Raw genomic sequence first — 25,987 nt, 5'->3', positions numbered from 1 at the left:
GTCGTCGAAGACCGCGAACCCCGGGGAGGAGCCCTTCCCCGGATCGCCCGGAATCACGAGGAGACCCACGGCGGGGGCGTACTGGATCGTCTCGCGGCTCGACAAGTGTGGATTATGCCAGCGGAATATGCCTTCCCTCGGGGCAGGCTCACCTGTGGACGGAGGGGCCCGAGCTCGGCCGTCGAGTGGGGCGGCGTTTCATGTTGCCGTCCACGCACGATTGGGCGGCCGATTGGGTGAGCTTGTCACGGTGGGTGACCTCCTTCGGAGCCTATGGCCGAGTCCCCAGCTGGCCGCAGCGCACGCTTCTCGGTCTCTCACCCGGCACAAGCATCTCCGGTGCTGGTTCGGTGCTGACTCCGGCGGGTCAATCTCAGCAAATCAGCAGGTCATAGCTTCGATCGGATGAGTTGTCGTACCACTCGATGGTGGTGCCGATGAGGCTGGCGGCGACGATACGGCGGAGGTTGGAGGCGGGCGGGGGAGCGGTTGCTGGGGCGGCCATGGGTACCACTTCCGGACGGTGGGCGGGGGCGGGGTTGTGTCGCCACACCGTAGGAAGGGGCAGGTCACAGGCGTATGTGGTGGGACACCACAGTTCGCGTGGGCGGTGTGCGGGCGGGCGCTACGGGGAGGGGGCGCGAGCCCGTTTCCGCTTCGGGGGTGGGCGGGAGAAGGCTGTCCGAGTTGCACTGTTCAGTATGTTTCGCGAGGGCGGTGCTGACTCCCGTGCTGACTACGCTGCGTTGCAGTCGGGCATTTCGGTGCGGAGTGGACGGCTGAAGCTTCCGTTTGGACGCGTCCTTGCTGCAGATCCGTGAGGTGCGTGTCTCAGTCTCGAAGGCGGCTGTGGGACGGCGGCGCCGACGCTGCCGCAGGTGTGGGCCCATCCCGGGGACGGGCGGGTGGCGTCCTCGGAATGGAGACTGCGAAGGCCGGTTTCGGGCGGCTGAAGAAGGGCTGGCAAAAGGGGGCGGCGCAAGGCGCGGGCGAATCGGACGCCGTGCTGCTCGGAGGTGCGGGGCCGACGATCCGGGCGAGCTCTACCTGAACAACCTCTGCACCGCCCCCGGCTGGAAAACCGGCGGCTGGATCCGCTGGAGCCCCATCGACCCCGTCGACCGCGCCTGCCGAGAGTGTGGCACCGAGGCGGTCCCGCTCTTCACCATCGCCTCATGGGAATGGGACGGTGGCAGCGCGATCTGGACCGCCAAGGAGGACCGGCCGACCCCGGGCCCGCCACCCCTGGGCGCCCGGGACGGCAACTTCACTTTGATCGACATCACCGGCGGCAATAACCTGCAGTTCCACGTTTGCCCGTCCTCCCCCTACCACCCCCACTTCGAACTGCTCCAGTGAGCCATCGCGGAAGTCCTCCGCACCACCGTGCGCACTGATCGGCACCCACCCAGCAGGCTTGCACAGCGTGATCCAAACGAGAGGCCCTAGGCCCTGAAGGGGGAGTGCCTTCTGGGGTACGGCCTGCACCACGGTCTTGCCCTGACGACATGACGCTCCTGCGGACGCACCGCGATTCCCGCACAGCGCGGGCAGTGCTTGACCGTGAGGGCCGTGAGTGGGCTGTGCGTGCCGGGCATGGATGAGCCCCGGATCCGGCAGCGGGGCTGTTTGTGCCGGATCCGGGGTGGCGGTGGCGCCCTGTGGGCGGTTACTTGACGGCGCCGGCGGTCATGCCGCGGGTGAGGGAGCGCTGGAAGATGAGGAAGAACACGATCATCGGGACCACGCCGAGGAGTGCGGCGGCGCTCATGGCGGTGGGGTCGCTGGTGTACTGCCCCTGCATGACGGACAGGCCGAGTGGGACGGTCTGGTTGTCGTTGGAGATCAGCAGGACGAGGGGGTAGAGGAACTCGTTCCAGCTCCAGACGAAGAAGAAGACGCACATGACCGAGAGGGTGGGCCAGCTCATGGGCAGGACGATGCGCCACAGGATGGTCCAGCGGCCGGCTCCGTCCATGGAGGCGGCTTCGATGAGTTCGCGGGGGAAGCTGGAGAAGACGGAGGAGAGCAGGTAGGTGCCGAAGGCGCTGTAGGTGATGCCGACGAGGATGGTGTAGCCGAGTTTCCCGTCGTAGAGACCCATCTCCTTGAAGAGGTAGTAGATGGGGTAGACGAGTCCTTCTTGCGGCAGGACGTTGACGCCGAGGAAGAAGACGAGGAAGGCGGTGCGCCAGCGGACGCGGCCGATGCCGATGGCGTAGGCGTTGAAGAGTGCGAACAGGACGGCGATGAGGACGACGCCGAGGCTGATCTGGACGCTGTTGAGGAGTTTCTGGGTGAAGCCGACGCGTTCCCAGACGTCGGCGATGATGCTCCAGTTCCACTCGGTGGGCCAGGACAGGGAGCCGTGGGCCCGGAAGTCGGCGCTGGTCTTGAACGAGTTGAGCAGGATGACCGCGAAGGGTGCGAGGAAGGCGAGGACGAAGACGGCGATGGCGGCCAGGACCGCGTATGAACCTGGGGTGCGGCGGTTTCCGGTGGCTTTGCCGGGCTGGCGTCGGGTGCTACGGCCGCGGGGTCCTGGTGCAGGGGTGCGGGAGGGTGTGTGCGTGGTGGGATCTGTGGTCATGGTCATGGTCATCCGTCCTCGCGGGCCTGGCGGGTGAGCATCGTTCCGGCGATGATCAGCACGAGCAGCGTGATGGTGCTGGAGATGGCTGACCCGTAGCCGACGTCGGCCCGCTCGAAGAAGTTCTGGTACGCGAAGTAGGAGGGGACCAGTGTCGAGTTGCCGGGGCCGCCGCCGGTGAGGACGAAGATCTGGGCGAAGACCTTCAGGCCGGCGATGGTGGTGGTGACCAGGACGACGTAGACCTCGGGGCGCAGGATGGGCACGGTGATGCGGGTGAAGCGCTGCCACCAGGTCGCGCCGTCGAGGGAGGCTGCCTCGTAGAGTTCGGGGTCGATGCGCTGGAGCCCGGACAGGAACAGCACGAGCGGGTAGCCGAGCTGCATCCAGACCAGGACGGCGAGGACGACCCAGAGCGCGAGGTCGGGGTCACCGAGCCAGTTCTCGGCCAGGGAGGCGAGGCCGGCCTTTTCGAGGACGCTGTTGACGGCGCCTTCCGGGGCGAGGATCCATCCCCACATCAGGCCGGTGACGGCGACGGGGATGACCTGGGGAAGGTAGAGCCCGGAGCGGAAGAGGCTGACGACTCCGTCGCCGTGCTTCTTGCCGATGTAGTCGAACAAGAGGGCTGCGAGGAACAGACCGAGCAGGGTCGGGACGACCGCGATGCCGACGATGACGAAGGCGATGTTGCGGAAGGAGGCCCAGAAGTCGGCGTCGCTGAAGAGGCGGGTGTAGTTGTCGAAGCCGATCCAGGTGGGGTCTCCGATGCCCTGCCACCGGGTGAGGCTGTAGTAGAAGGTCATCACCAGCGGGACGACGAGGAAGAGCAGGCTCAGCAGCAGGCCCGGCGCGAGGAAGACGGCGTACCCCGTGGGCCGCGGATGACGTGTGGTTTTCACTGTTGCTCCTGGATGGGCGGGACGGCGGCCCGGTGCGGGCGGCCGCCGTCCCCGGAAGTGAAGGGGCTGACGCGTGGACGAGGAGGTGTGTCAGCCTCAGCGCCGCGAGGCGGCGTACTTCTCGTAGGGGGCTGCGAGCTCGTCGAGAACCTTGTCGGGCTTAGTGCCGTTCATCAGGTTCTGGGTGGCGGCCATCCACGTGTCGTAGTAGCCGGCGACGGGCCAGTCCGGGTAGAAGGCGAGGCCGTTGCTGGCCTGGTGGGTGTTGAAGGCGGTGATGAGCTCGCGGGCCTTGGGGTTGGTGATGCTGTCTGCCTTGGCCGCGAGGGGCACGTTGCCCTCTTCGCCGATCCGCTTCTGGATCTTGTCGGACATGGTGATGTCGATGAAGTCCTCGGCGAGCTTCTTGTTCTTCGCCTTGGTGGGGACGACCCAGTGGTTGCCGCCGGAGCCGAGGGTCTTCTCGCTGCCCGGGTAGGGGGCGGTGGACCATTCGAAGTTCTTGATGTCGGTGGTCAGGCCGCCGAACCACCAGTTTCCGCCGACCATGATCGGCCGCTTCTGGGAGACGAACTGTTCGGTCATGTCGCTGCCCTTGAGGCCGACGTCCTTCTTCTCGAAGTAGCCCTTGTCGAGCCACTCCTTGTACTTGTTGACGGCGTAGGTCATCTCGGGGCCGTGGAAGTCGACCTTGCCCTTGTACAGCTGGTAGTTGTCGACCCAGGTGTCGTCGGCCTGCGAGAGTGCGAGCAGGTAGAGCCAGTGGCCGGCGGGGTGGTCGTTGGCGGCGTTGGCCAGCGGTGTGACGCCGGCTGCCTTGAACTTGGCGAGGGCCGCTTCGAAGCTCTTGAAGTCGGTGGGCTTGGCCACGTTGTACTTCTTGAACAGGTCGTCGTTGTAGTACGAGAGGACGAACTCGCCGTAGTTCGGGATGCCGTACCACTTGTCGCCGCCCATTTCGCCGTTGGCGTCGTAGCGGGCGGTGACGGACGCGCTCTCGCTGATCTTCTTGTCCCAGCCGCGTTCCTTTGCGACGGAGGTCAGGTCGGTGAGCAGGCCCTGCTTGGCGAGCAGTCCGGTGGTGGCGTTGCCCTTGTTGTACTCCATGACGTCGGGCGCCTTGTCGGAGTTGAGGATCATGCCGGCGTTCTGCTGTATCTGCTCGAACGTCTTGCGTTCGAAGACGACCTTCACGTCGGGGTGGGTCTTCTTGAACTCGGCGATGGCCGCGTCCCAGGCGTTGCTCAGGGCACCGTCCTCCTGCTCGTAGTGCCACAGGCGCAGAGTCTTGCCGTTTCCCGCCGCGGTGTCCGATCCGCCGCCGCAGGCGGTCAGCGGTGCCACGAGTGCCAGAGCGGACACGGCGAGCAGGGCTCGTCGGGTGGTGCGGCGTGGAGCACGGAAGCGCATGTTCGTCATGAGGATTCCTTGGGTGTGCAGGGTCAGGGCGGTGCGGGGGGAGCGGAACGGGTGCTCAGGTGGGGCTGGTCAGGCGGTGCGGCGGTGGACGCGGGCTTCCCAGGGCTGCAGGGTGTGCGGGGCCGTGAGAGGGGTGGTGGCGGGGACGTTGGCGATGAGGGTCTCGCTGTGTTCCCAGCCGTCGGGCAGGTCGATGGTGAGGTCGGCTCCGCTGAAGTTGGCGAGGACCAGCAGTTCGGTGCCGGATGCCGCGTGGTGGCGGGTGAAGGCGTAGAGCTGCTCGTGGTCGGGGTGGAGCATGTGGAAGCCGCCGTGGGTGAGGGCGGGCTCGGCGTGCCGCAGGGAGATGAGGCGGCGGTAGTAGTGGAAGACGGAGTCCGGGTCAGCGATCTGAGCCTTGGCGTTGACGCGGGTGTGGTCGGGGTTCACCGCGATCCAGGGCACGCCGGTGGTGAAGCCGGCGTTCTGGGTGGTGTCCCACTGCAGCGGAGTGCGGGCGTTGTCCCGGCTGCGATGGCGCAGCCCCGCCAGGATCTGTTCCTCGTCGACTCCGAGAGCGGTCTGCTCGCGGTGGTGGTTGAGGGACTCGATGTCGCGGAAGTCCTCGATGGAGGCGAAGGGGGCATTCGCCATGCCGAGTTCTTCGCCCTGGTAGACGTACGGGGTGCCGCGGTGCAGGTGCAGCACGGTGGCCAGGAGCTTGGCGGACCGGTCGCGGTGGGCGGGGCTGTCGTCGCCGAAGCGGGAGACGACGCGGGGCTGGTCGTGGTTGTTCCAGTACAGGCTGTTCCAGCCTGTCTCGCCCAGGCCGGTCTGCCAGCGGCCGAGGCTGGCCTTGAGGTCGGTCAGCTTCAGCGGGCGGACGTCGAACTTCCCGCCGGGGCCCTGGTCGAGCCCCACGTGCTCGAACTGGAACACCATGTCGACCTCGCGGCGGGCGGGGTCGGTGAAGAGCCTGGCCTCCTCCACGGTGACACCGGGCATCTCCCCGACGGTCATCAGCTGGCGCGGACGGCCCTCGAAGACCTCGCGGTGCATCTCGGCGAGGTACTCGTGAATGCGGGGGCCGCAGATGTAGTGAGGGCTGCCGTCCCCGTACCGGCTGCCCTCGTGCACGGCCCCGTCGGGCAGGCCGGGTGTCTTGGAGATGAGGTTGATGACGTCCATGCGGAAGCCGTCGACCCCACGGTCGAGCCACCAGCGCATCATGGCGTGGACCGACTGGCGAACGACCGGGTTCTCCCAGTTGAGGTCGGGCTGTTTGCGGGAGAACAGGTGCAGGTAGTACTCGCCGCTCGGCTCGTCGTACGTCCAGGCAGGGCCGGAGAAGAAGGACCCCCAGTTGTTGGGTTCAGCGCCTGGGGTGCCCGGTTCCATGCCGTCACGGGCGGGGCGCCAGATGTACCAGTCCCGCTTGCTTCCCTGCCGGCCGCCGTCGCGGGACGCGGTGAACCAGGGATGTTCGTCGGAGGTGTGGTTGACCACCAGATCCATCACGAGCTTCATGCCGCGCTCGTGGACGGCGTCCAGGAGCCGGTCGAACTCGTCGAGAGTGCCGAACAGCGGGTCGATGTCCTGGTAGTCACTGATGTCGTATCCGTTGTCGTCGTGCGGGGACGGATAGACCGGAGAGAGCCACAGAACGTCGACGCCGAGCTGGGACAGGTGGTCGAGACGCTCGATGATGCCTTGGAGGTCGCCGATTCCGTCCGCGTTGGAGTCGGCGAAGCTGCGCGGGTAGATCTGGTAGACCACCGCCTCGCTCCACCAGGAGTCGGCGGGATTGGCTTCATTCACGGGCACGTCAAACCTCATCGTGTTCGCTTGATTACTTCTAGTGATGTCATTGGGGTGTGCGAGGCCGCAGGTGCGCCTGGCCGGCCGGGCGGGGTCAGGAGATTGCGGCGCCCACCGCGTCGCGGATGACGAGGCAGGCCGCGCCTCGGGCCCAGAGATCGTGCCGGACGGGGTCGACATGGATGTCGCAGTCCGAAGCCGCCGTGGAGAATGCCTGCGCTTCCAGCGCTGCGGCCATAGCGGGGCCGAACAGGTCGTAGGCGACCGCACCCTCCCCGGCAATGATGATCTTCTGCAGGTTCAGCAGGTTGCACATACCGGCCATGCCCCGCCCGAGGGCCGTGCCGGCTTCGGCGAACGCGGAGCGGGCCACGGCGTTCGCCGAGCCGCCCTCGCTCCGCGCGAGGTCGATAGCTTCACCAATGGTGTCGCAGGCGATGCCGGCGTCCCGCAGGTGGCGCAGAACGGCCCGGTCGCCCGCCAGGGCCTCCAGACAGCCCCGGCGGCCGCAGCTGCACATGGGGCCGGCGGGATCCAGGGGAAGGTGGCCGAATTCTCCGGCAAGTCCGGTGGCGCCGGAAAATAGGGAGCCGTCCAGAAGAAGGCCGCAGCCGATGCCGGGACCGACGGTGACCACGGCGAAGGAGTCGATGTCCCGGCCTTCGCCGAACCAGCGTTCTGCGACGACCAGGGTATTCACGTCGTTGTTGACGACCACCGGCAGTCCGGTCGCCTCCATCAGAGGGCCGGCCACATCGACCTTGTTCCAGTCGAGCAGGGCTGAGTAGCGGCAGACCCCGGCCGCGGAGTCGACGTGGCCACTGACACCGACTCCGAGGCCGAGCACCCTGTCCGCCACGTCGGGCGCCTCTGCGAGGAGCCTGCCGGTCAGGGAGGCGGCGGCGGACAGGGCGGTTCGAGGGGTGCAGTCATCCAAGGGTTCCTCTGCACGGGCCAGGACATTGGCCGCCATGTCTGTGACGACTCCCGAGACCTGCGCGGGGCCGATCTTCAGACCCACGACCAGGTGTTTGTCCGGGTTGACGTGCAGCATCTTCTGCGGCCGCCCGCGCCCGCTCGGCGCGGTGTCACTCTCACGCAGGTAATCGTGCTCGAGAAGCGGCGGCAGCATGCGGGTCACCGAGGAGGGCACCAAACCGAGGCGCTGGGCGAGCTGGGTGCGCGAGATAGGCCCAGCAGTGAGGACGGTCGCGAAGATCTCCGCACGGGTCTGCTCACTGACAAGCTCCGAAAACCGGATCTTGGACGGGCTCATCACGCGGTACCTCCAGGTGGTAGTCGGTCAGGACGGTCGGGGGCGGCTCACCGCCATCGAACCCGATGCGGGCGCCGCGGCGACCCAGCAGCGGTGAATCCGGTGTAGCCAAGCGTTACGGGGATGGTCATCGCGCCTCCTTCGGCTGCGACGCCGCCGGCCGGGATACGCCCCTGTCGACTGCGTATGACGGGAGTGTGTCCCCCACGCTTTTGGTGCGTCAAGAAAGAAAACAGTGCGTTACGCAACCGTGACGAGCCATGACCGCTCATTGCCGATGACCGCACTGCACGTCTTTGCCGTATTTGTCGGCTGCTTGTTCGCGAACGCGGTCGACGAATCTCGCGCATTTCATTGACATGGCGAAGAAATGACGGGACGTTAACCGGCAGCCGGGACACGGCCGGAGCATGGGCCACAGGGCTCCGGCGTACCTGCAGCCCCTCACCCCCGGGGCAGGCCGGACCGGTCATCCCGCTCGCACGACCGGTGTGCTGTGCTCCCGGCCCTGAGAGCGATCCCCACGCGTGAACTCTGCCCTTCAACTCCCCCCGAGAGGAGAGGAAGCAGGTCCCGCCGGCCGCCCAGACGGGTGCCGCGCAGTCCGCACCTCTGGTCACCCGGCGAGCCGAGGCCGCGCACCGCGGACGCCGCCAGGCAACGGGCCTCAGCGCCCAGCCCCCCATAGGTGTCCGCCTCCGGCGGCACCTGGGGGCCGTGCCCCCATTCATCAAGGAGAGGACTTCACCATGCCCGCAGGAAGACTGCGACGGCTCAACCCGCTGGCGGCCATCGCCGCCGGCCTGGCCTTGGCGCTCGCCGGCGCCGTCGTGCCGGCCGGCGCCCTGGCCTCGGCCACCCCCCTGCCGCCGGCCCAGCTCGTCCCCGCGGCAGCCCTTGCCGCCGCGGCCCCGGCACCCGCGGCGGGCGCGGCGGGAGAGACCGCGAACAGCGAGCAGCTGCAGACCTGGTGGCACGACAATCACGAGTTCAACACCACCAGCCCCGTGGGCGGTGACAAGGTGCGGCGGTCCTCCTTCTACGACGTGAAGGTCGCCACGGCCGCGGCGCCGACCACGAAGTACGACTCGTTCGCCTACATGAGCATCCCCCGCAGCGGCAAGGGGAAGATCGGCTACACCAAGGAGGACGGCGCGGAGTTCTCCGCCGCGGCGAACCTCACCATGAGCTGGTCGTCGTTCCAGTACACGGCCGACGTCTGGGTGGACGTGTCGCTGCGCACCGACCAGAGCATCTCCTCGGCCGACCAGGTCAAGATCAAGCCGAGCAGCCTGAAGTTCGACAAGGAGCTCGTCAACAGCAAGACCGTCCGCATCAAGGTGCCCTACGACGCGAAGGGCTACCGGTTCTCGGTCGAGTTCGACCCGCAGCTGTACACGGCCTACAACGACATGTCCGGCCCTGCCAATGACGCCGGCAAGCTCACCACGAACAGCGGCGGCGGGAACCGGGCCATCCACACCGAGCCGCGCAACTCGATGATGATCTTCGCCGAGCCGACACCGACCGGTGCGGAGAAGGAGCGGCTGATCCCCACTGCCGCGTCAGGGAGCATCTATTACCCCGAGCCCGGTCAGGTCACCAACCTGAACAACATCAGTCAGGACATCATCTACTTCCGCCCGGGCACCTACTCCATGGGCTCGAAGTACCACGCGGTGCTCCCGGCGAACGTCAAGTGGGTCTACCTGGCGCCCGGCGCGTACGTGAAGGGCGCCTTCCGCTTCTTCCATGACAACCAGGGCCTGTACAAGGTCACCGGGTACGGAGTTCTCTCCGGTGAGCAGTACGTCTACGAGGCGGACACCAACAACAACTACGACCACCTCAGCGGGGCGTCGAACTGTCACGCCTCCTGCGTGAAGATGCTCCAGTTCCAGTCCGCCGACGCCCAGCAGTACCTCGATCTGCAGGGTGTGACGATCAACGAACCGCCGTACCACTCGTTCGTTGTCTACGGCAACGAGCAGACCTTCCAGATGCGGGTCGACAACTACAAGCAGGTCGGCTCCTGGTACTGGCAGACCGACGGCATCGAGCTCTACCGCGGCAGCAGCATGAAGAACACCTTCTTCAACGCCAACGACGACGTCCTGAAGATGTACCACAGCGACGTCAACATCGATAACACCGTCATCTGGAAGAACGAGAACGGCCCCGTCATCCAGTGGGGCTGGACACCCCGCAACATCGACAACGTCCGGGTGACCAACACCCACGTCATCCACAACCGGATGTACTGGAAGGACGTCAAGTACAACACCTGCATCCTCAACTCCTCCTCCCACTGGGAGGACATGGGGTCCACCACCAAGGGCGACCCCAACACGAAAGTCCAGAACATGACCTTCGAGAACATCACCGTCGAAGGCCAGACCAACTGCGCGATCCGCGTCTTCGCCCTCTCGAGCACCGAGAACATCCACATCAAGAACCTCAAGATCGACGCCTGGAACGGCCTCGACCCGAGCAGCCAGGTCAGCCTCCTCAAGCGCTACACCAACACCGCCGGCCAGAAGGTCACCCTCGGCAACGAAACGAGCCAGAGCAAGGGCCTCAAGCTCGAGAACTACACCGTCGGTGGCACCGTGATCGACAAGTCCGGCACCAACTGGGGCGCGGACAAGCTGGGCAGGATCGGCTTCGACGCCGAGAACTGGGACAACTGGAACGCCTGGGGCCCCGGGGGCAACACCCCTGACCCCGACCCGGGCACGGGCACGGGCCGGATCGTCAACGGCGGCAACGCCAAGTGCCTCGACCGCGCCGGAGCGGGCACGGCCAACGGCACCGAGATCCAGCAGTGGACCTGCGCGAACGTCGCGTCGATGACATGGGCGCTGGATGGTCAGCAGCTCAAGTCCGGCGGCAAGTGCCTGGATGTCGTCGGCGGCGCCACCGCCAACGGCACCAAGGCACACCTGTGGGACTGCGGCGGCTGGGACAGCCAGAAGTGGGCCTTCCAGGCCAACGGCACACTGAAGAACCTCAAGTCTGGCCGCTGCCTCGACGTCGAAGGCCAGAGCTCGGTCGACGGAGCCCGCCTCCACCTGTGGGACTGCGGTACGTGGGCCAGCCAGAAGTTCACCCTGACTGCCTAGTCAGCCTCGGCACCGGCGGCCGCCACCCAGGCGGCCGCCGGTGGACAACGCAGCGGCGCCTCCCTCCCGTCACCTCGCAGAAAGACAGCCCGCGCATGCCAACAACCAGGTTCGAACAGCCAGTCCTGAGCCTCTTCCGCATCGTGAGTGGGCTGCTGTTCGCCTGCCACGGAGCCGCCACCCTCTTCGACGTCTTGGGCGGACCCCACGGCCAGGCTCCCAACACCGGACAGTGGCCCGGATGGTGGGCCGCGGTCATCCAACTGATCGGCGGTTCACTCGTGCTGGTCGGACTGGCCACCCGCCCGGCGGCTCTCCTGTGCTCCGGATCCATGGCCTACGCCTACTTCGTCCAACACCAGCCCGACGGGCCGTTCCCGTTGGAGAACGGCGGCGAGCAGGCCGCCCTCTTCTGCTGGGCCTTCCTGCTCATCGCCGCCCTCGGCCCCGGCCGGTGGTCCCTGACCGACCTGCCGGCTCTCACCGCGCAGCTCACGCAGCGCACACGCAGAAAGGAGGTGAGCGACCGCAGCCACACCTGAACCCGACCCACACCATCGTCTGTCATGTGCACGTAAATTTCTGGCCGGTTCGGCCAGTGATCCCCCGACACACGGAGGAAGAGCACGATGAACCTCGCATCCGCAAAACCGACCCGCCGTACGGCCGTCAGCGCCGGCGTCCTGGCAACGGGCCTGCTCTGCCTGCTTCCGCTGGCACCGACAGCGTCCGCCCACGGCACGGTCATCACCCCCCAGACGCGCAACTACGGCTGCCTGCAGCGGTGGGGCTACAGCGAGCCGAACGAGGCACAGGACCCGATGTGCTACCGGACCTACCACGAGAACGCGAACGCCATAGGCGCGTGGAAGGCCGTCTACGCCAACAACACCGGGGACAACTACAAGCAGGTCATCCCCGACGGCCAGATCTGCAGCGCCGGCGGCCAGGGCGAGACGAACTACCGACCGCTCGACCGACCCGGGCCGTGGATCACCACCGACCTGGACTCCGACTTCACCGTGGACCTGTACGACGAGGCGCGCCACGGCGCGGACTGGCTCGAGGTCTACGTCACCAAGCAGGGCTTCAACCCGGAGTACCAGCTGATCGGGTGGAACGACCTCGAACTGGTGAAGAAGACCGGCCGCTACCCCTACCAGGCCCACTACACCACCGACGTCAGCACGTCGGGATACAGCGGACGACACGTCGTGGTGACCGTCTGGAAGGCATCACACATGGACCAGAAGTACTTCCTGTGCAGCGACGTCAACTTCAGTTGACCAAGATCGGCTGACCGGGCCCCGCAGGAGGCACCGCCTGCTGCGGGGCCCTCCCTCTTCCGAGACCAGCCACGACCCCGGCTCCCCTCGGCGAGCCGCAACCACGCCGCGGCACCCAGGCCCCCGGGCCTCGGACTGCGCCCGAGATCGTCTCCAGCGGAGGACTGACGATGCCCAGTACCTTCACCCGAACCGTCGGCACCCCCAACCCTGCCGACCGGCCACCGGCCCGGCTGAGTCCGCGACAGACCCTGCGCAACCGCCTCACATCTCATGCTCACCGCTACACGCGGATCAGCCCCACCGTCCTGCGCATCTGCGTCGGCCTCATCTTCTGCTGGTTCGGTGTCCTGAAGTTCTTTCCCCGCGCGAGCGCAGCCGAGGACTTCGCCGTCCGGGCCATGACCGAACTGACCCTCGGACTCATCCCCGCCCAGATCTCCCTGTGCTTGCTCGCCGTCCTCGAGACAACCATCGGACTCGCCTTCATCACCGGATTCCTGCCTGCTCCGCTACGCACTGACAGCCTTCGAGTTCCAAGGACACGAAGCCCTGCTCCACCTGTCACTCGGCGGCCAACAGGCCGACGTACCGCCGCAGCCCTCGGCCCTGGCACCACACCTGCAAAACCGCTGGAGCGCCACCGCCCTGATGTGTAGGCGTACTCCGTGGACGGCTTATCGTCGTGGTCGGCCTTCGCCCACCCTGGCTGCCGCACCCTCCATGACCCGTCCGAGCGCGTCGTAGACGGCGTCGGTGCGCTTGCCGTTGGCGTCCACCTGGGCGGTGGCGACGCCGCGGGCCGACTCGTAGGTGGTGGTGGTCGGCTGGTCGAGCGCGTTGGTCACGACCGTCGAGGTCAGGGCCTCGATAGTGGCTGGTGTGTAGACCGTCTTGGTGGTGTTCTTCACGGTGTCCGTGGACGTCTTCGTACGACCGTGTTGGTCGTAGGTGTAGGTGGCGGTGGTGAGGTAGCCGGTGCCGTTCTTGTCCTGTTCATCGCGGCGGGTGATGTCGCCCTTGACCGGGGCGGTCGTCAGGCTGGTGGCGTTGTGCGTAGTAGTAGCGCGTCGTGGAGATCAGGTCCTGGGGCAGCTGGACGCTCGTCCCGCAGGCCTTTGCCACGGTCTGGGTCTGGGAGACGAGGTTCAGGATGTTCTTGGCCGCGTTCTTGGCGTACGTGGTGGTCGTGCATTCTTCGTCGCCGGTCTTGGCCTTGTCACCGAGAGCGGACTCGGTGAGGGTCTGGCCGACGCCGTCGAAGGTCCGCTCGATGCGGGTGGTGCGCCAGGCAGATCCGACGGCCTGACGGGTTTCGTCACTCGCGACGGCGGATGAACGGAGGAGTGAGATCACAGCGCCCGGATCGCGACGCCGACCGGTGGCCTGGTCCCGTCCCGGCGCACGGGACGAAGGAAGGCCGCCATGGAGCATGGCGGTCTTCCTCTGCGAACTGTGTGCGGCGGCGCTACGCCGGGGCGCCGGCCCCGTCCGGGGCCGGGTCGGTCTCCGGTTCCCGTCGCGGTTCGCTCAGCTGTTCGCGGACGTAGTTCCAGACCACTGCGATCAGCGCGGCAACGGGTACGGCGAGGAGGCTGCCCACGATGCCGGCCAGGTTGCCGCCCAGCGTCACGGCAACCAGGACCACCGCGGCGTGCAGGCCGAGGCCCCGGCTCTGGATCATGGGCTGGAACACGTTGCCTTCGAGCTGCTGCACCACGACGATGATGGCCAGCACGATGAGCGCGTCGGTCAGACCGTTCGACACCAGGGCGATGAGCACCGCGACGAAGCCCGCGAACAGGGCGCCGACGATCGGCACGAACGCGGACACGAAGGTCAGTACGGCCAGGGGAAGCACCAGCGGAACTCCGACGATCCACAGGCCGAGACCGATCAGGACCGCGTCGAGGAAGCCGACGTATGCCTGCGAACGCACGAACTCGCCCAGCATCTCCCAACCGCGCGCGGCCACCGTCGGCACATCGTCGGCGAGCCGGCCGGGCAGCTGACGTGCGAGCCACGGCAGGAACCTCGGGCCGTCCTTCAACATGAAGAACATCAGGAACAACGCCAGGACGGCGGTGACGACTCCGTTGAGTACGGTGCTCACCCCCATGACGACGGTGGTGACCATGCTGCCGACGCTGTCCTGGATGCGGGTGGTTGCTGAATCGAACGCCCCGGTGATCTGGTCGTCGCCGATGTTGAGCGGCGGGCCTGAGGCCCACTCACGCAGCCTCTGGATGCCCTCGACCACACCGTCGCCCAGTTCCCCGGACTGGGAGGCGACAGGCACCGCGATGAGCGCCACGACTCCCGAGGCGACCAGGAGGAACAGCACTGTCACCGCTGAGGCCGCGAGGGCCGGCGGCCACCCTCGTCGCCGTAGGCGACGCGTCAGGGGCCATGTGAGAGTGGTGAGAAGCAAGCCGACTATGAGTGGCCAGACAACCGACCACATGCGGCCCAGAAGCCACAGGGCGACCGAGGTCATGACGAGGACCAGGAGCAGCTCGGCCGATACACGTGCCGAGGTGCGAAGGGCTGCGCGGGTTCTGGTGGAACTCAGCGGGGCAGACATGGAATACACCCTATGAGCCGGGCCGGTGCCGCCTGCAGGCGCTCCTGCCCCTGTCCGCCGCCGGGGAACCTTTCGGGCCCCCTACCCCTGGTGGACAGATTCGCTCTAGTGGCGCGGAGGGGAGGACCCCGGCAACGACGTACCGTCGACGGCCAGGTCGAAGGCGATCGGCGACGGGGTCGGGAACCGCCTTTGAGGGGGCCTGGGGCATGGGAGTAATGAAGAAGCTGGGCGGCATGGTGGTCGGTGCGCGCGGCGTTCCGGCACGACGACTGGCAGCGGTCCAGGCGCGCTTCGTCGGCGTCCGGCGGTGACACAAGGCCCGGTCCCGGTCGTCGACGCACATCAGGAAGGACCGCGGGTTGTCTTGGACGGTCAGTGCCGGGTTGCCGGGGATGTCGCGGGCCTGACGGTGGGTGCGGATCGACCCGGCGAAGGTCGCCGCCTGCCCCGCGGCGTGGATCGCGCGGCGCGCGGCCGGCCCGGAGATGCGCACCCCGCGTGCCAGGTCGTCGTGGAGGGTGGTGAGGGTGTCGGAGGCGGACCGGGCGGTTTCTACGCCCAGCGGCTGATGAATGCCATCGCGGCCGCGGGCGGCGTATCCGCCGCTGACCGCGGTGCGCATGCGCCCGTACTGGATGGCCAGTGCCACCAGGCCGCCCGGGCGGCGTGCGATGTGCCAGGCCAGGTTGCGGCGAAACCGGGCGATACCGATCGCGCCGTGCGGATCGTCGAGGATGACCTCGCTTTCCCGTCCCAGGCGCAGGGCCAGGCGGGAGACCCATGGGACGAAGGCCTCGATGCGCGAGCGCAGCCGGAATAGTGCAGGGAGTGGTGCTGGGCGTGGGGGTGTTCACGAGGGTGAGTGGCCGCGTCGAACAGCAGCCTTTCGGCCGGCGCGATCCTTCAGTACGCGGATCACCCCCACTACGGGAGGGATCGCCGCCCAAGGGACATTGCGCAGGCGCCCCGCGGAGTGGTGGTTGGTTGCCGTCCTCGGCGAAGGCCTGCCCCGTCCGGCATCGTGACGTCGACCGGGGGCGCATCGGCTGGGGACGGAATGCTGCTGCTCACGGGCCTACGGTACGGCGAGCGCCGACTCCACCAGCCGGTCACCCGCATCGGACCAGGCCCCGGTGCGGACGTCTTCACCCAGCTGTGCGACGTGGACGCGGCGGGCCGCTCCACCAACGTCTGTGACGGGCTCGCCCAGCTGCGTACGTCAGGTGAGGAACCGGCCCTGTCACCGTCCCGATGAGCGTCACCGCGTACCGATTCGCCGCGGGACACCGTATCCGCCGGCAGATCAGCGCGGGCGCGCACCCGCGCTATGCGCGCAACCCCGGCACGGGAGAATCGCGGGTGGAGGCGCCGGAGTTCGCACCGGTGCGGGTCACCCTGCACGCGGACTCCGTGCTCGTGCGGCCGTACGGTGCGGGCACTTCGGCCGCCCTAGCCACTGGCTGAGTGCCGGTACGGATCACCGTGCACGAGGGCCCCTACCCGGTGCTGTCGAGGGCTGATCCCGGGATTGATCGGGCACCGCGTGGCTGAGACGCTCGGGCTTACCATGCATTCGGTGCCCGATGGTCACCGGACAGCGGAGGGCGGTGGCATGGAACTCGACGAGCTCGGCCTCGTGCCGGACGAAGCGACCGTCTACCGGATGCTCATCGCCCGGACGTCGGTCCGTGTGGAAGCGATCGGCGACGCGGCTGGCCTGCCGGCCGAAAGGGCGACCGCCACACTACGCTCCCTGGTGACCCGTGGCCTCGTCGTCCGCGCCGCCGACGGCCACCGGTATTCCGCGGCGCCCCCGGCCGTCGCGCTGGGCGCCGAGCTCGCAGCGCACCGCGAGCGGTTGCAGCGCGCCGAGGTGACGGTGGCGCGCCTCACGGAGACGTACCGTATGGCGACCGCGGACCGTGCCCAGCGCGAACTCGTCGAGATCGTCGAGGGCAGCGAGGCCATCGGCACCCGCTACCGGCAGTTGCAGCTGTCCGCACGCCGCACCATCGACATCTTCTCGGCGGGCAGGCCCCAGGTGGTCACCCCCGCGGACAGCGAGGAGGTGACGGCCATGGCCCGCGACGTGCGGGTGCGTGCCGTCATCGATCAGGGCTTCCTGCGCGAACCGGGCGCCGCGGAGAACGTCGCGCAGTCCCTGGCCGACGGGGTCCGGGTGCGGACCGTCACCGAAGTGCCGTACAAGCTGATCCTCTGCGACGAATCCGTGGCGATGCTGCCGCTGCACGGACGGGACGCCGACGTCGACCCGGCGGTCGTGCTGCGCGGCGGCCTTGCCCACATGGCCCGGGAACTCTTCGAGCAGGTGTGGGAGCGCGCCGGCCCCTACCAGGAGGCGGCGGGCGTCGGCATCGACCCGGTCGACGTGCACATCCTGCGACTGCTGCTCGCCGGGCTCACCGACACCGCCGTTGCCACGCAGGTGGGTCTCTCGGCCCGGACCGTGCAGCGCCGTATCCAGCTGATGATGTCCCACGCCGGCGCGACTTCGCGGCTCCAGCTGGGCTGGTACGCCGGTCAGCACGGGTGGGTGTGACCCCCCTCCGGCCACACCCACCCTGATCGCGGCCCTGCCTACTTCAGGGTGATCGCCTGGATCACGTCCTGGCCGATCGTCAGCCCGCCCGGCGCCCCGGCCGCGGCCCGCAACGACACCGACTTCGCGTCGCGCGGCGTGTCCAGGACCGTCGTCCAGCGGCCGTCACCGGCCCGCTTGAGCCTGGCGTCCCTCCAGGTCGCCCCGTCGTCGTACGAGACCTGAAGGGTGGCCGACGTTGCAGCGGTCGCCCCGTCGTACGTCGCCGAACGCAGGCCCAGGTTGAGGCGCTTGCCCGCCCTGGCCCTGCCCTGCGTATCCGTGTCGACGTCGTACGTGAGGTTCAGCATCGGCACATTGGCACGGGCCGTGCCCGTCGGCAGCGGCTTGTAGTCGAAGCCCCACGTGGTGCTCGTGCTCGTGGTGCCGGGCCAGGCGGCGTTGGTGCGCTGCCCGGTCGCGACGAGTTTGTACGAGCCCGCCATCATGTTGGAGGCACGGCCCGACTGGGCCTTGAACGTAGCCAGCTGGGTGTCGCCGCGGTAGAGCGTGGTCTGCTTGGCACCGCCGCCGGCCCCGACATGGGTCTCGTCACCTCCGCCGGACCACATTGCGACGTTCCAGTTCAGGGCGTTGCTGCTCGTCTGGTACGGGACGTAGTTCTCGCCCAGGCGCGGGACCTGGACCGGCTTGAACCAGGCGGCGTCATAGCGGCGGCCACCGGCGTACGAGTCCGTCGACGCGCGCTCGAAGTAGCCGTCCGCCGCATCGAGTCCGGTGTGCTGCTCGTACCAGGACCCGACGGCGCTGGTGCCGCCGGTGACGTACTCCGTCGTCGTCCGCGACCACTTCTCGTAGCCGTCACCGCCCAGACCGGGGCCCCACGCCGGGATGAAGTAGCGCCCGCCGTAGCCGAGGGTGCCCGGCACCGCGTACACGCTGTTGTTCACGCGGGCCAGATCGTGGTCGTCCGGCTTGTACGCCAGGGACTTGTCCGGGATGACGTCCTTGAACTGCTGCACCAGGTCGTAGCTGTAGCCCGGGTACTGCTGCTGCTTCACGTGCAGCCGGCCCTTCCGCGACTTCGCCTCCGAGACCAGACGTGCGCCGTCGCCCTGCCGCACGGAGGCGACGGTGAGCCCGCCGGCGCCGCCGTAGCTCTGGTACAGGCGCCCCGGGGTGTCGTTGACGACGACCAGCAGCGTCGCGCCCGCGTCGGCTGCGGCCTGCGCTCGCTCGGCCGGGGTGACGTCGATGGTGCGGTCGACGATCACGGCCTTGCCGCGCACGTCGAGGCCGGTGTAGTCGGCAGCCGCGCCCCGGTCCGCGTACACGGTGCGCAGCGTCGACGAGCCGTCGTGGTAGGCAGTGTTCGGCTGCGGCGTCAGCTCGATGTCCCGCCCGGAACCGGTCTCGGCGTCGAGGGCCTTCTGCCGCAGCCGCCAGTGCAGGAACGCGCTCATCGAGCCGTCCGACACCTTCTTCGTCGGCGCCAGGTACAGCGAGTCGTACTTGGCGGCCAGCAGCCAGGAGGTGGACCAGCTGATGCCCGCGCCGGCGTCGTAGGTGCGCTGGAGGTTGAAGACAGCCTGCGTCTCCTCGCTCTCCCGCTCCGGGACCGCGTACGCCTTGCGCACCTTAGTCGCGTCCAGATCGGCCGTGCCGGACGATTGGCCGTCGCCGAGCGTGGCCTCGTCCGAGACCAGCAACGCCTGGCCGAGCGAGTCGGCGGTGTCGCCGGGCACCTCGGCGTAAGACGTGGTGGTGTAGCGGCCGGGCGGCAGACGCAGCGTCTTCTCACCGTCGACGGCGATGACCGCGGAGTCGGTGGAGTCCGCCGTGTGCAGCGTGACGTTGCCGGACTGCGGCTTTCCGTCCCGGCCCGTCAACTTGATGGTGTAGTCGTACATCTCCGCCTCCTTGAAGAGGGCGAAGCCGGTGTGCGCGACCGCCTGGCCGTTCGCGGTGTCCGTCGCGACGACATGGCCGGAGAACGTGGTGCCCGCCGGGACCCTCGACGGGGCGAGGGTCAGGGTCACCTCGGTGGTGCCGTGCGCGGGGACCGTCACCGAGGACTGCGACAGCGTGTACGCGTCGGCGTCGGTGTCGAGGGCGAGGGCCAGCGTGACGTCCGCGTCGCCCTCGTTGCGGTAGGTGACCGTGCGGGTCGCCGTCTTCGCGTCGGCGTTCGGCCAGTCGTACGCGGCCGCCTCGACGGAGCCCGTCGCCTCGATGGTGGTGCTGATGGCCGAGGCTACGTTCACCCGGCCGGTGCCCGCCGCGTACGGCGTCTCGGCGGTCTTGTCCGACGTCGACATCAGTGCGTTCTTGATGCGCTCGCTGGTCCAGTCGGGGTGCCGCTGCTTGAGGATCGCGGCCGATCCCGCGACGAGCGGTGTCGCCATCGACGTACCGCTCATCGTCCGGTACAGGCCGCCCGTCCAGCCGGACACCGACTGCGAGGCGGCGGCGGTCACGTCCACGCCGGGGGCGGAGACGTCCGGCTTGAGGCTGTGCGTGCGGATCAGCGGGCCCTGGCTGGAGAACTCGGCGCGGTCGTCGTTCTTGTCGACCGCGGCCACCGTCAGCGCGGAGGCGGCGGCGCCCGGGGAGCCGATGGTGCCCGGGTCGTAGGCGTTGCCCGCCGCGATGACGAACAGCGGACCGCCGTCTGCGGAGAGCTCGTTCACGGCCTGCGACGTCGGGTCCGTGCCGTCGGACCCGTCGGGGGTGCCGAGGCTCATCGACACGATGTCCGCGCCCTGCGCCTTGGCCCACTCCATGCCCGCGATCGAGTACGACTCCTCGCCGGTGCCCTCGTCGCCGAGCACCTTGCCGACCAGGAGGCGGGCCCCCGGGGCCGCGCCCTTCTCCTTGGCGCCGGAGGCGGCTCCGGTACCGGCGATGGTGGAGGCGGTGTGCGTGCCGTGGCCGTTGCCGTCGTCGACGCTCTGGCCGGGCACGAAGCTCGCGGTGGCGTCGACCTGCCCGACGAGGTCCGGGTGGTCGAGGTCGGCGCCGGTGTCGAGCACGGCGACCTTGACGCCCGTGCCGTCCAGGCCCTGCTGCCAGGCGTCCGTGGCCTTGATCTGCGCGGTCTCGGTGGCGAGCGAGGCCTCGACCTTGCCGTCGAGCCACAGCTTGCCGATGCCGCCCGACAGCGACTTCGGGTCGGAGCCGGGCGCGATGCCCTTCCAGAACGACGTGGCCCGGCCCTTGTCGGCGCGCAGCGCGTTCGCATGGATCGAGGAGAGCGTACGGACCGACTCGGCGCCCTTGGGCGTGGCCGGGGCGGCCTTCGGCGTACGGGCGGCGGCCGGGGAGGTCGCGATCACCGGGACGGTGCCCGTGTGTGCGTCGTCATAGCCCATCGCCACCAGTCCGGTGACGTTGAACAGCCGCTCGTCGAGCTTTCCGGCGGCGAGCAGTGACATTGCCTGGCGCGGGATGACATACGTGTCGTCGCCGCGGGTCTGCACCTCGACGCCGGCGGAGCCGTCCTCGGCCGGGTCCACGGTCACCACGTCGTGGTTGCCGGGCAGGTCGGTGTAGTGCACGAGATCACCGGTGACGAGGGTGATCTCGTAGGACTTGCCGGCCGGCCCGCTGGAACCGGTCCGGGCGGCCGGATCGGCGTCGGCCGCCGGGGCTGTGACCGATCCCCAGCCGATGAGCGCCATGGTGAGCGCGGTGGCGGCGGGGAGGTAGCGGCGTCTGGGTATGGATCGCATGGGAACGGTTTATCCGGTCCGGAACTCCTCGCGCACCGGCGGAGGGTGTCGAGTTCCCGCCATGGCGAAGACCAGACACCGAGGTTCTCCCGGCCGGGTGAGCGCAGGTGCCTCCCCGGCTGCCCGCGAGCGATGGTTGTCCTGCTCCTTCCGGAATGGGTGCGCTCCCCGCGTCTACAGAGTTCCGGGTCCACTTCTTGCAGCCGGGGGGTTCCCGACCGGATAGAGGTCAGCCGCATCGCGACCTCGGTACCGCAGGAACAGCGACAGCGCCACCGGTCCGTGGTCGGGCAGTACGAGGCCGCCGAAACGCCGGAGGCGATCGTCGCCCGCGATGCGAACCCCGGGCCGGAGGGCCAGGACGACGAGGCCGCGCACCGTACGGGCACCGCGCGGTGACCGCCCGCCTGCCACCCGACGCCCCGGCCACGCCGCCGTCGCGTCCCAGCACGCACACGGTCCTGTACGACCCCGACGGACAGCTCGAAGCCGGGCTCCCGCTCGACCGCGAACCGTACGAGAGCCTCGTCACGGCCGTCCTTGCCTGGACCTGCCCCGACACGTTCCCGATCCGGGACTACCGCCAGATCACCCTCCAGCTCACCGGCCACGTCCGCGCCGTCGCCGCCGAACTCCGCCTCCACGCGGACCGGGAGGGTGTCCTGGATGATTTCGCGTTCGACATGGACGCCGCCGATCCGTTCCGCCTTCTCGCCCAGGCTGGTCAGCAGGTCCGCGGCGGCATGGGGGTGGCCTGCGGTGATCTCCGCCAGGGCGTGGACTACGAGGGCCAGGCCGTAGCGGAAGCCGGCACGGTCTTCGGCGGCGGCCCGGCGGCCCGGCGGTCCGGCGGCCCGGCGGGCCAGGGCGTAAAGGTCCTCGGGAACTGTCTGATGTCTTCGGCCGGGCTTCGATGAGGACCTCGATCTCGTGGTCCGTCACGCGCAGGTCTTCCAGCGCTTCGGGGTCGAGCGAGACGCGGAGAACATTGCCGGTCAGGACAGCTTCCCTCAGTGGCTCGGGGGCGCCGGCCGCAAGGCCCTGCCGGCATGTGAGGGAGCCGTCGCGGTTCACAGGCGCGGTCGAAGTCACGTGCGTACGTCCATCCATCGCTGACCTGTGCAGACGGGCGGCGAGCCGGAAGTTGCCCCTGTTGGGGTACGTCGATCCCTGCGACGACACCGGCGACTGACGACGCCACTTGCACAACAGGTCCTAGACGTTCTCCGACTTGCCGCGGGCACCACCACAGCGGAAAGCCTTACAGGGCGTCCCGGGGAACGGTCTCGTTCCAGGTGCGGGAGAACACCCGCCGCTCGCCCTCGTAGCCGTCGAGGGTGGCGTCGAGGAAGAACTCCTTTTCTGTGCAGTGGAGTTCGGTCCTGGTCTCCACCCGTACGTCCCAGTCGTCACGCGTGAAGCGCATCGTCCAGGCCGTCTCCCCGGTGACGGAGGTGAAGTCGTCGGCGGTGGCGGTGTAACGCTCCTCGGCACGCAGCCCGGTGCCGAGACCGAGGTCGTCGATGCGCACGGTGCCCCGGTCCTTGACGATCTCCAGCGCGGAGCGGTAGCCGATCAGGTCCCGCCGGACCTCCCAGCGCTCCTCCGGTGGGCTGACCTGCGTGGAGGCCAGCGGAGTACAGCCCTCGGGCTCACCGAAGGGCTGCCGGGGAAGTTCGTCCGGCTCGGCGACGGGGCGCACCGGCAACGTGATCGTGCTGGTGCCCTCGTACACGCTCAGCAGCGCGGGGCGCGGGGCCGGCCAAACGAGCGGCCAGTAGGAGGTGGACAGGGAGAGCCTGATGCGGTGGCCGGACGGGAACGCCTGTGCTACACCGTTGAGTTGGACGGTTGCACGGTAGCGCTTCCCCGGCTCCAGGGTCTCGGGTTCGCCGGTGCCCGCACGGTGGGTGAGGTTCAGGACGCCGTACGTGACGCGGGTCGCGCTGCCGTCGGGTGCGACGTCCGAGATCCGGGCGGCGACCGTGGCCACCGGCTCGCTGACCATGAGGTCGAGCTCGACCGTCGGGCAACCAAGGATCTCGACCGGCTCCTGGAGCGGTTCCGTGTCGAAGACGAGGGACCCGCCGTCTTCCTCACGCTGGTCGTAGGGCAGGTCCGGCGGCGCGTTGTACGACGCCCACTTCCCCGCGAACTGACCGACCGACAGTGGGGATTGCACGGTCATGGGCTCACCGGCGGTCGCCGAGGCGCCCTCCTCGGCGATCCGGTGGCGCAGCAGCCGGTGGCTGACCGGGGTGACGTGCGGCGAGGGCCAGGAGGGCTCGCCCACCCAGCGGCCGGGGCGTTCCTCGTACGAGGTGGACGGCGGCACGCTCTCCTGCATCCATGCCTGGAGCATGGGTCCGTCCATGACGCCGTTGTCGACGCCCTTGAGCCAGTGGTCCCACCAGCGGACGACTTCCTGGAGGTAGCCGATGGCGGGTCCCGGCTCACCGAGGTGCGGGTACTTGTGCGACCAGGGGCCGACCAGGCCCTTGCGGGGTACGTCGAGGTGTTCCAGAACGCGGGTGACGGCATTCGAGTAGCCGTCGGCCCAACCGCTGGAGGCGAGCACCGGGACCTCGACGGCGGCGTAGTTTTCGCACACGGAGGCGTGCCGCCAGTAGTCGTCGCGGCGCTGGTGGTGCAGCCAGTTGAGGATCCAGGGCTGCGTGTTCTCCATCCGCTCGCGCCACATCGCGCGCCACCGCTCACCCACGACCGCCGGGTCCGGAGGGCAGGTCGCGTAGGCGAACATGGTGCCCGCCTCGGCGAGGTTGTCGGAGAGCATTGCGCCGCCCATGTAGTGCATGTCGTCGGCGTAGCGGTCGTCGGTGAACGACGCGAGGACGACGGCCCGCAGGCTCGCCGGGCGCCGGGCGGCAGCCTGGAGTGCGGCGAAGGCGCCCCAGGAGATGCCCATCATGCCGGTGTTCCCGTCGCACCAGGGCTGCTCGGCGATCCACGCGAGGACGTCCTCGGCGTCGGTCTGTTCCTGTTCCAGGTATTCGTCGGCGAGCACGCCCTCGGACTCGCCTGTGCCGCGCAGGTCGACGCGTACGCAGGCGTAGCCGTGGCCGGCGATGTAAGGGTGGTGGATGGAGTCGCGTACGGCGGAGAGGTCGCGCTTACGGTACGGGATGTACTCCAGCACCGCGGGCACCGGCTCGTCGTCGGAGGAGACGGGCCGCCAGATGCGGGCGGAGAGGCGAGTGCCGTCCCGGGCGGGGACGACGACGTGCTCCTCCTCCTTGGTGGCGTGGGGCAGGTTGCTGACGTAGCGCATGTGGTGAGGCAGCTCCTTCCGGTCGGTCCGTGTCAGGCGTTCTTCCGGCCCCTGCCGCCGGGCGCGGTGTCCGCGAACTCCAGGCCGAGGGCCGCCAGGCACTGGTCGTACTTGGCGCGGATGTCGTCCTCGCTGTCCCCGCCGGTGAAGATGTGGGCGATCTCGTAGCTGTAGCTGTCCTGCTGCTCGGTGTCGGAGAGCCGCTGCCCCTCGTCGGGCACGACGTCGATCCGTACGCCCGGGATCTCCCGCTCGATGCGCTCGATGTCCTCGGCGCGGGGCGTCCGGCGCACCGTGCCGTCGGCGAACCAGCGGTAGTACCACTTCGCGGCGACCTCGTACGAGCCCTGGCGGTAAGGGAGTTGGGGGTCGCGTCCGAGCGCGAGGCTGAGCATGCAGTGGTGGTTGGGCACCCCGTCGACGTACTCGAAGAGCTCGGCGTGCGACTGCGAGTGCCGAGGGTTGATCTCCAGCAGATTGAGCGCTTCCGTCTGCGGGTCGTAGAAGTACTCGATGCTGAATGTGGCGGCATCCATACCGATCTGCCGCATCACTCGCACGGACACGTCGTGCAGCCGGCGGATCACCGGCTCCGGCAGGGCGGAGGGGTACTGGTGGCGCAGGAAGCTGGAGGAACCGGGGTAGTTGATGGAGTCGAGGACGCCGTAGACGGTGACCTCACCCTGGTGGACATACCCCTCGACCGCCACCTGGACGCCGGTGAGCGTCTCCTCGGCGAGGCAGACCTGGCCGCCCACACCGGCCATCTCCTGAGGCAGGTCGAGCCTGTCGAGCACGTACTCGAAGGGACGGCCGACGCGGGAGACGCCCTCGCGTATCTCGGCGACGGCCTCGCGAAACTCCTGCTGGTCCTTGACACCGAAGGCCAGTTCCGAGGAGTACGAGAGTGCCGGCTTGACCCACATGGGAAAGCTCATCCCCTCCGGCACAGCAGGGTCGTCGGTGGAGAGGTCCACCTGCCCGAACCTCGGGTGCTCCTCGACCACCTTCTCCTGCTCCAGGCGCGCCCAGTACTTGTGTTCGCACTTGACGACGGATTCGAGGCTGGTGGAGCGGGTGCCGTACCGCCGGCCGAGGATTGGCACGAGAGCGCTGACGGGAAAGTCCCAGTAGCCGACGATCGCGTCGATGCTGCCGTCGAAGGCATCGAGAATCCGTGTCGCCTTGTCGATCAGATCCGGTACGGACACCTCTCCCGACTGAAGCTCCTCGATGCTCAGCAGGGGGTGGAAGCGGTACTCGTCGGCGTGCGGCGTCGCACGCAGAGTGCGGAGGTTGGCCTCGTCGAGGCCGATCACGAAGATGTTCTTGAGGGCGGTTCCGTGGTTCAACGGTTCTCCTCCAGTCGGATCTTCCGGTGGCACCGGGGTCGCCTTCCTCGTATGGCTGGATTCATACGTACGCACG

Annotated in this window: 20 protein-coding genes; 9 read left to right on the top strand and 11 right to left on the bottom strand. The window is 68.5% G+C overall.

Annotation, left to right across the window (positions count from 1 at the left end; all coding sequences use genetic code 11):
* Window positions 1–1,669: 1,669 nt before the first annotated feature.
* The 5 genes from ABTX18_RS23980 to ABTX18_RS23960 all read right to left on the bottom strand — a co-directional run bounded on the left by ABTX18_RS23980 (window position 1,670) and on the right by ABTX18_RS23960 (window position 7,984).
* Window positions 1,670–2,590, bottom strand: coding sequence for a carbohydrate ABC transporter permease (locus tag ABTX18_RS23980; RefSeq protein WP_352124857.1), 921 nt, complete (start codon window positions 2,588–2,590; stop codon window positions 1,670–1,672).
* Between the two features lie 8 nt (window positions 2,591–2,598).
* A complete protein-coding gene (locus tag ABTX18_RS23975) occupies window positions 2,599–3,492 on the bottom strand; it encodes a carbohydrate ABC transporter permease (protein ID WP_352124779.1) in 894 nt (297 codons plus the stop codon).
* Window positions 3,493–3,588: 96 nt separating this feature from the next.
* Window positions 3,589–4,911, bottom strand: a complete 1,323-nt coding sequence (locus ABTX18_RS23970) for an ABC transporter substrate-binding protein (RefSeq protein WP_352124778.1) — start codon at window positions 4,909–4,911, stop codon at window positions 3,589–3,591.
* A 69-nt stretch (window positions 4,912–4,980) separates the two neighbouring features.
* Window positions 4,981–6,714 carry an alpha-glucosidase gene (locus tag ABTX18_RS23965; protein WP_352124777.1) on the bottom strand — a complete coding sequence of 578 codons (1,734 nt, stop codon included), beginning with the start codon at window positions 6,712–6,714 and terminating at the stop codon, window positions 4,981–4,983.
* A gap of 88 nt (window positions 6,715–6,802) precedes the next feature.
* A complete protein-coding gene (locus tag ABTX18_RS23960) occupies window positions 6,803–7,984 on the bottom strand; it encodes an ROK family transcriptional regulator (protein ID WP_352124776.1) in 1,182 nt (393 codons plus the stop codon).
* A 749-nt stretch (window positions 7,985–8,733) separates the two neighbouring features.
* Here ABTX18_RS23960 and ABTX18_RS23955 point away from each other — a divergent pair.
* The 4 genes from ABTX18_RS23955 to ABTX18_RS23940 all read left to right on the top strand — a co-directional run bounded on the left by ABTX18_RS23955 (window position 8,734) and on the right by ABTX18_RS23940 (window position 13,051).
* Entirely contained in the window at window positions 8,734–11,106 is a 2,373-nt protein-coding gene (locus ABTX18_RS23955; protein ID WP_352124775.1) for a family 49 glycosyl hydrolase, read from the top strand.
* A gap of 95 nt (window positions 11,107–11,201) precedes the next feature.
* Window positions 11,202–11,648 (top strand): DoxX family protein, encoded by a 447-nt coding sequence (locus ABTX18_RS23950; RefSeq protein ID WP_352124774.1) that lies wholly within the window; start codon window positions 11,202–11,204, stop codon window positions 11,646–11,648.
* A gap of 87 nt (window positions 11,649–11,735) precedes the next feature.
* Entirely contained in the window at window positions 11,736–12,392 is a 657-nt protein-coding gene (locus ABTX18_RS23945; protein WP_352124773.1) for a lytic polysaccharide monooxygenase, read from the top strand.
* A gap of 170 nt (window positions 12,393–12,562) precedes the next feature.
* Entirely contained in the window at window positions 12,563–13,051 is a 489-nt protein-coding gene (locus ABTX18_RS23940) for a DoxX family protein (protein ID WP_352124772.1), read from the top strand.
* 18 nt (window positions 13,052–13,069) lie between these two features.
* Here ABTX18_RS23940 and ABTX18_RS23935 read toward each other — a convergent pair whose 3' ends face one another.
* From ABTX18_RS23935 to ABTX18_RS23925, 3 genes are all read right to left on the bottom strand, one after another.
* Window positions 13,070–13,303, bottom strand: coding sequence for a hypothetical protein (locus ABTX18_RS23935; RefSeq protein WP_352124771.1), 234 nt, complete (start codon window positions 13,301–13,303; stop codon window positions 13,070–13,072).
* Window positions 13,304–13,388: 85 nt separating this feature from the next.
* Window positions 13,389–13,748, bottom strand: coding sequence for a hypothetical protein (locus tag ABTX18_RS23930; RefSeq protein WP_352124770.1), 360 nt, complete (start codon window positions 13,746–13,748; stop codon window positions 13,389–13,391).
* 112 nt (window positions 13,749–13,860) lie between these two features.
* Window positions 13,861–14,976, bottom strand: coding sequence for an AI-2E family transporter (locus tag ABTX18_RS23925; RefSeq protein WP_352124769.1), 1,116 nt, complete (start codon window positions 14,974–14,976; stop codon window positions 13,861–13,863).
* A gap of 367 nt (window positions 14,977–15,343) precedes the next feature.
* On the opposite strand from ABTX18_RS23925, the gene ABTX18_RS23920 reads away from it, so the two are divergent.
* The 4 genes from ABTX18_RS23920 to ABTX18_RS23910 all read left to right on the top strand — a co-directional run bounded on the left by ABTX18_RS23920 (window position 15,344) and on the right by ABTX18_RS23910 (window position 17,539).
* The gene (locus ABTX18_RS23920; RefSeq protein WP_352124768.1) at window positions 15,344–15,799 is read left to right on the top strand and encodes a hypothetical protein; all 456 of its coding nucleotides are present in this window, start codon (window positions 15,344–15,346) and stop codon (window positions 15,797–15,799) included.
* Window positions 15,800–16,036: 237 nt separating this feature from the next.
* Window positions 16,037–16,234, top strand: coding sequence for a hypothetical protein (locus tag ABTX18_RS35870; protein ID WP_503061195.1), 198 nt, complete (start codon window positions 16,037–16,039; stop codon window positions 16,232–16,234).
* Window positions 16,231–16,443 carry a CocE/NonD family hydrolase C-terminal non-catalytic domain-containing protein gene (locus ABTX18_RS35865; protein ID WP_503061194.1) on the top strand — a complete coding sequence of 71 codons (213 nt, stop codon included), beginning with the start codon at window positions 16,231–16,233 and terminating at the stop codon, window positions 16,441–16,443. Before ABTX18_RS35870 ends, ABTX18_RS35865 begins: the two co-directional genes overlap by 4 nt.
* Before the next feature lie 112 nt (window positions 16,444–16,555).
* The gene (locus ABTX18_RS23910) at window positions 16,556–17,539 is read left to right on the top strand and encodes a helix-turn-helix domain-containing protein (protein ID WP_352124767.1); all 984 of its coding nucleotides are present in this window, start codon (window positions 16,556–16,558) and stop codon (window positions 17,537–17,539) included.
* Window positions 17,540–17,577: 38 nt separating this feature from the next.
* On the opposite strand, the gene ABTX18_RS23905 is transcribed toward ABTX18_RS23910, so the two are convergent.
* Complete coding sequence (locus ABTX18_RS23905; protein WP_352124766.1) at window positions 17,578–21,270, bottom strand: S8 family serine peptidase; 3,693 nt, start codon at window positions 21,268–21,270, stop codon at window positions 17,578–17,580.
* A 395-nt stretch (window positions 21,271–21,665) separates the two neighbouring features.
* Between ABTX18_RS23905 and ABTX18_RS23900 the strand changes: the two genes are divergently transcribed.
* Complete coding sequence (locus tag ABTX18_RS23900; RefSeq protein ID WP_352124765.1) at window positions 21,666–22,187, top strand: hypothetical protein; 522 nt, start codon at window positions 21,666–21,668, stop codon at window positions 22,185–22,187.
* A gap of 344 nt (window positions 22,188–22,531) precedes the next feature.
* Here ABTX18_RS23900 and ABTX18_RS23895 read toward each other — a convergent pair whose 3' ends face one another.
* Together ABTX18_RS23895 and ABTX18_RS23890 are read right to left on the bottom strand one after the other, a co-directional pair.
* The gene (locus ABTX18_RS23895; RefSeq protein ID WP_352124764.1) at window positions 22,532–24,559 is read right to left on the bottom strand and encodes a CocE/NonD family hydrolase; all 2,028 of its coding nucleotides are present in this window, start codon (window positions 24,557–24,559) and stop codon (window positions 22,532–22,534) included.
* 32 nt (window positions 24,560–24,591) lie between these two features.
* Complete coding sequence (locus ABTX18_RS23890; RefSeq protein ID WP_352124763.1) at window positions 24,592–25,911, bottom strand: ATP-grasp domain-containing protein; 1,320 nt, start codon at window positions 25,909–25,911, stop codon at window positions 24,592–24,594.
* Window positions 25,912–25,987: the final 76 nt, after the last annotated feature.

Source organism: Streptomyces sp. NPDC096323, from assembly GCF_040302845.1.
In the GTDB taxonomy this organism is placed as follows: domain Bacteria; phylum Actinomycetota; class Actinomycetes; order Streptomycetales; family Streptomycetaceae; genus Streptomyces.
This window is presented reverse-complemented; position numbering and strand designations above follow the sequence as displayed.

Coding starts and splice junctions, on each gene's coding strand:
- ABTX18_RS23955 (WP_352124775.1), top strand. CDS start 8,734: ATGCCCGCAGGAAGACTGCGACGGCTCAACCCGCTGGCGGCCATCGCC.
- ABTX18_RS35870 (WP_503061195.1), top strand. CDS start 16,037: ATGCTGCTGCTCACGGGCCTACGGTACGGCGAGCGCCGACTCCACCAG.
- ABTX18_RS23970 (WP_352124778.1), bottom strand. CDS start 4,911: ATGACGAACATGCGCTTCCGTGCTCCACGCCGCACCACCCGACGAGCC.
- ABTX18_RS23945 (WP_352124773.1), top strand. CDS start 11,736: ATGAACCTCGCATCCGCAAAACCGACCCGCCGTACGGCCGTCAGCGCC.
- ABTX18_RS23940 (WP_352124772.1), top strand. CDS start 12,563: ATGCCCAGTACCTTCACCCGAACCGTCGGCACCCCCAACCCTGCCGAC.
- ABTX18_RS23905 (WP_352124766.1), bottom strand. CDS start 21,270: ATGCGATCCATACCCAGACGCCGCTACCTCCCCGCCGCCACCGCGCTC.
- ABTX18_RS23895 (WP_352124764.1), bottom strand. CDS start 24,559: ATGCGCTACGTCAGCAACCTGCCCCACGCCACCAAGGAGGAGGAGCAC.
- ABTX18_RS35865 (WP_503061194.1), top strand. CDS start 16,231: ATGAGCGTCACCGCGTACCGATTCGCCGCGGGACACCGTATCCGCCGG.
- ABTX18_RS23925 (WP_352124769.1), bottom strand. CDS start 14,976: ATGTCTGCCCCGCTGAGTTCCACCAGAACCCGCGCAGCCCTTCGCACC.
- ABTX18_RS23950 (WP_352124774.1), top strand. CDS start 11,202: ATGCCAACAACCAGGTTCGAACAGCCAGTCCTGAGCCTCTTCCGCATC.
- ABTX18_RS23960 (WP_352124776.1), bottom strand. CDS start 7,984: ATGAGCCCGTCCAAGATCCGGTTTTCGGAGCTTGTCAGTGAGCAGACC.
- ABTX18_RS23980 (WP_352124857.1), bottom strand. CDS start 2,590: ATGACCACAGATCCCACCACGCACACACCCTCCCGCACCCCTGCACCA.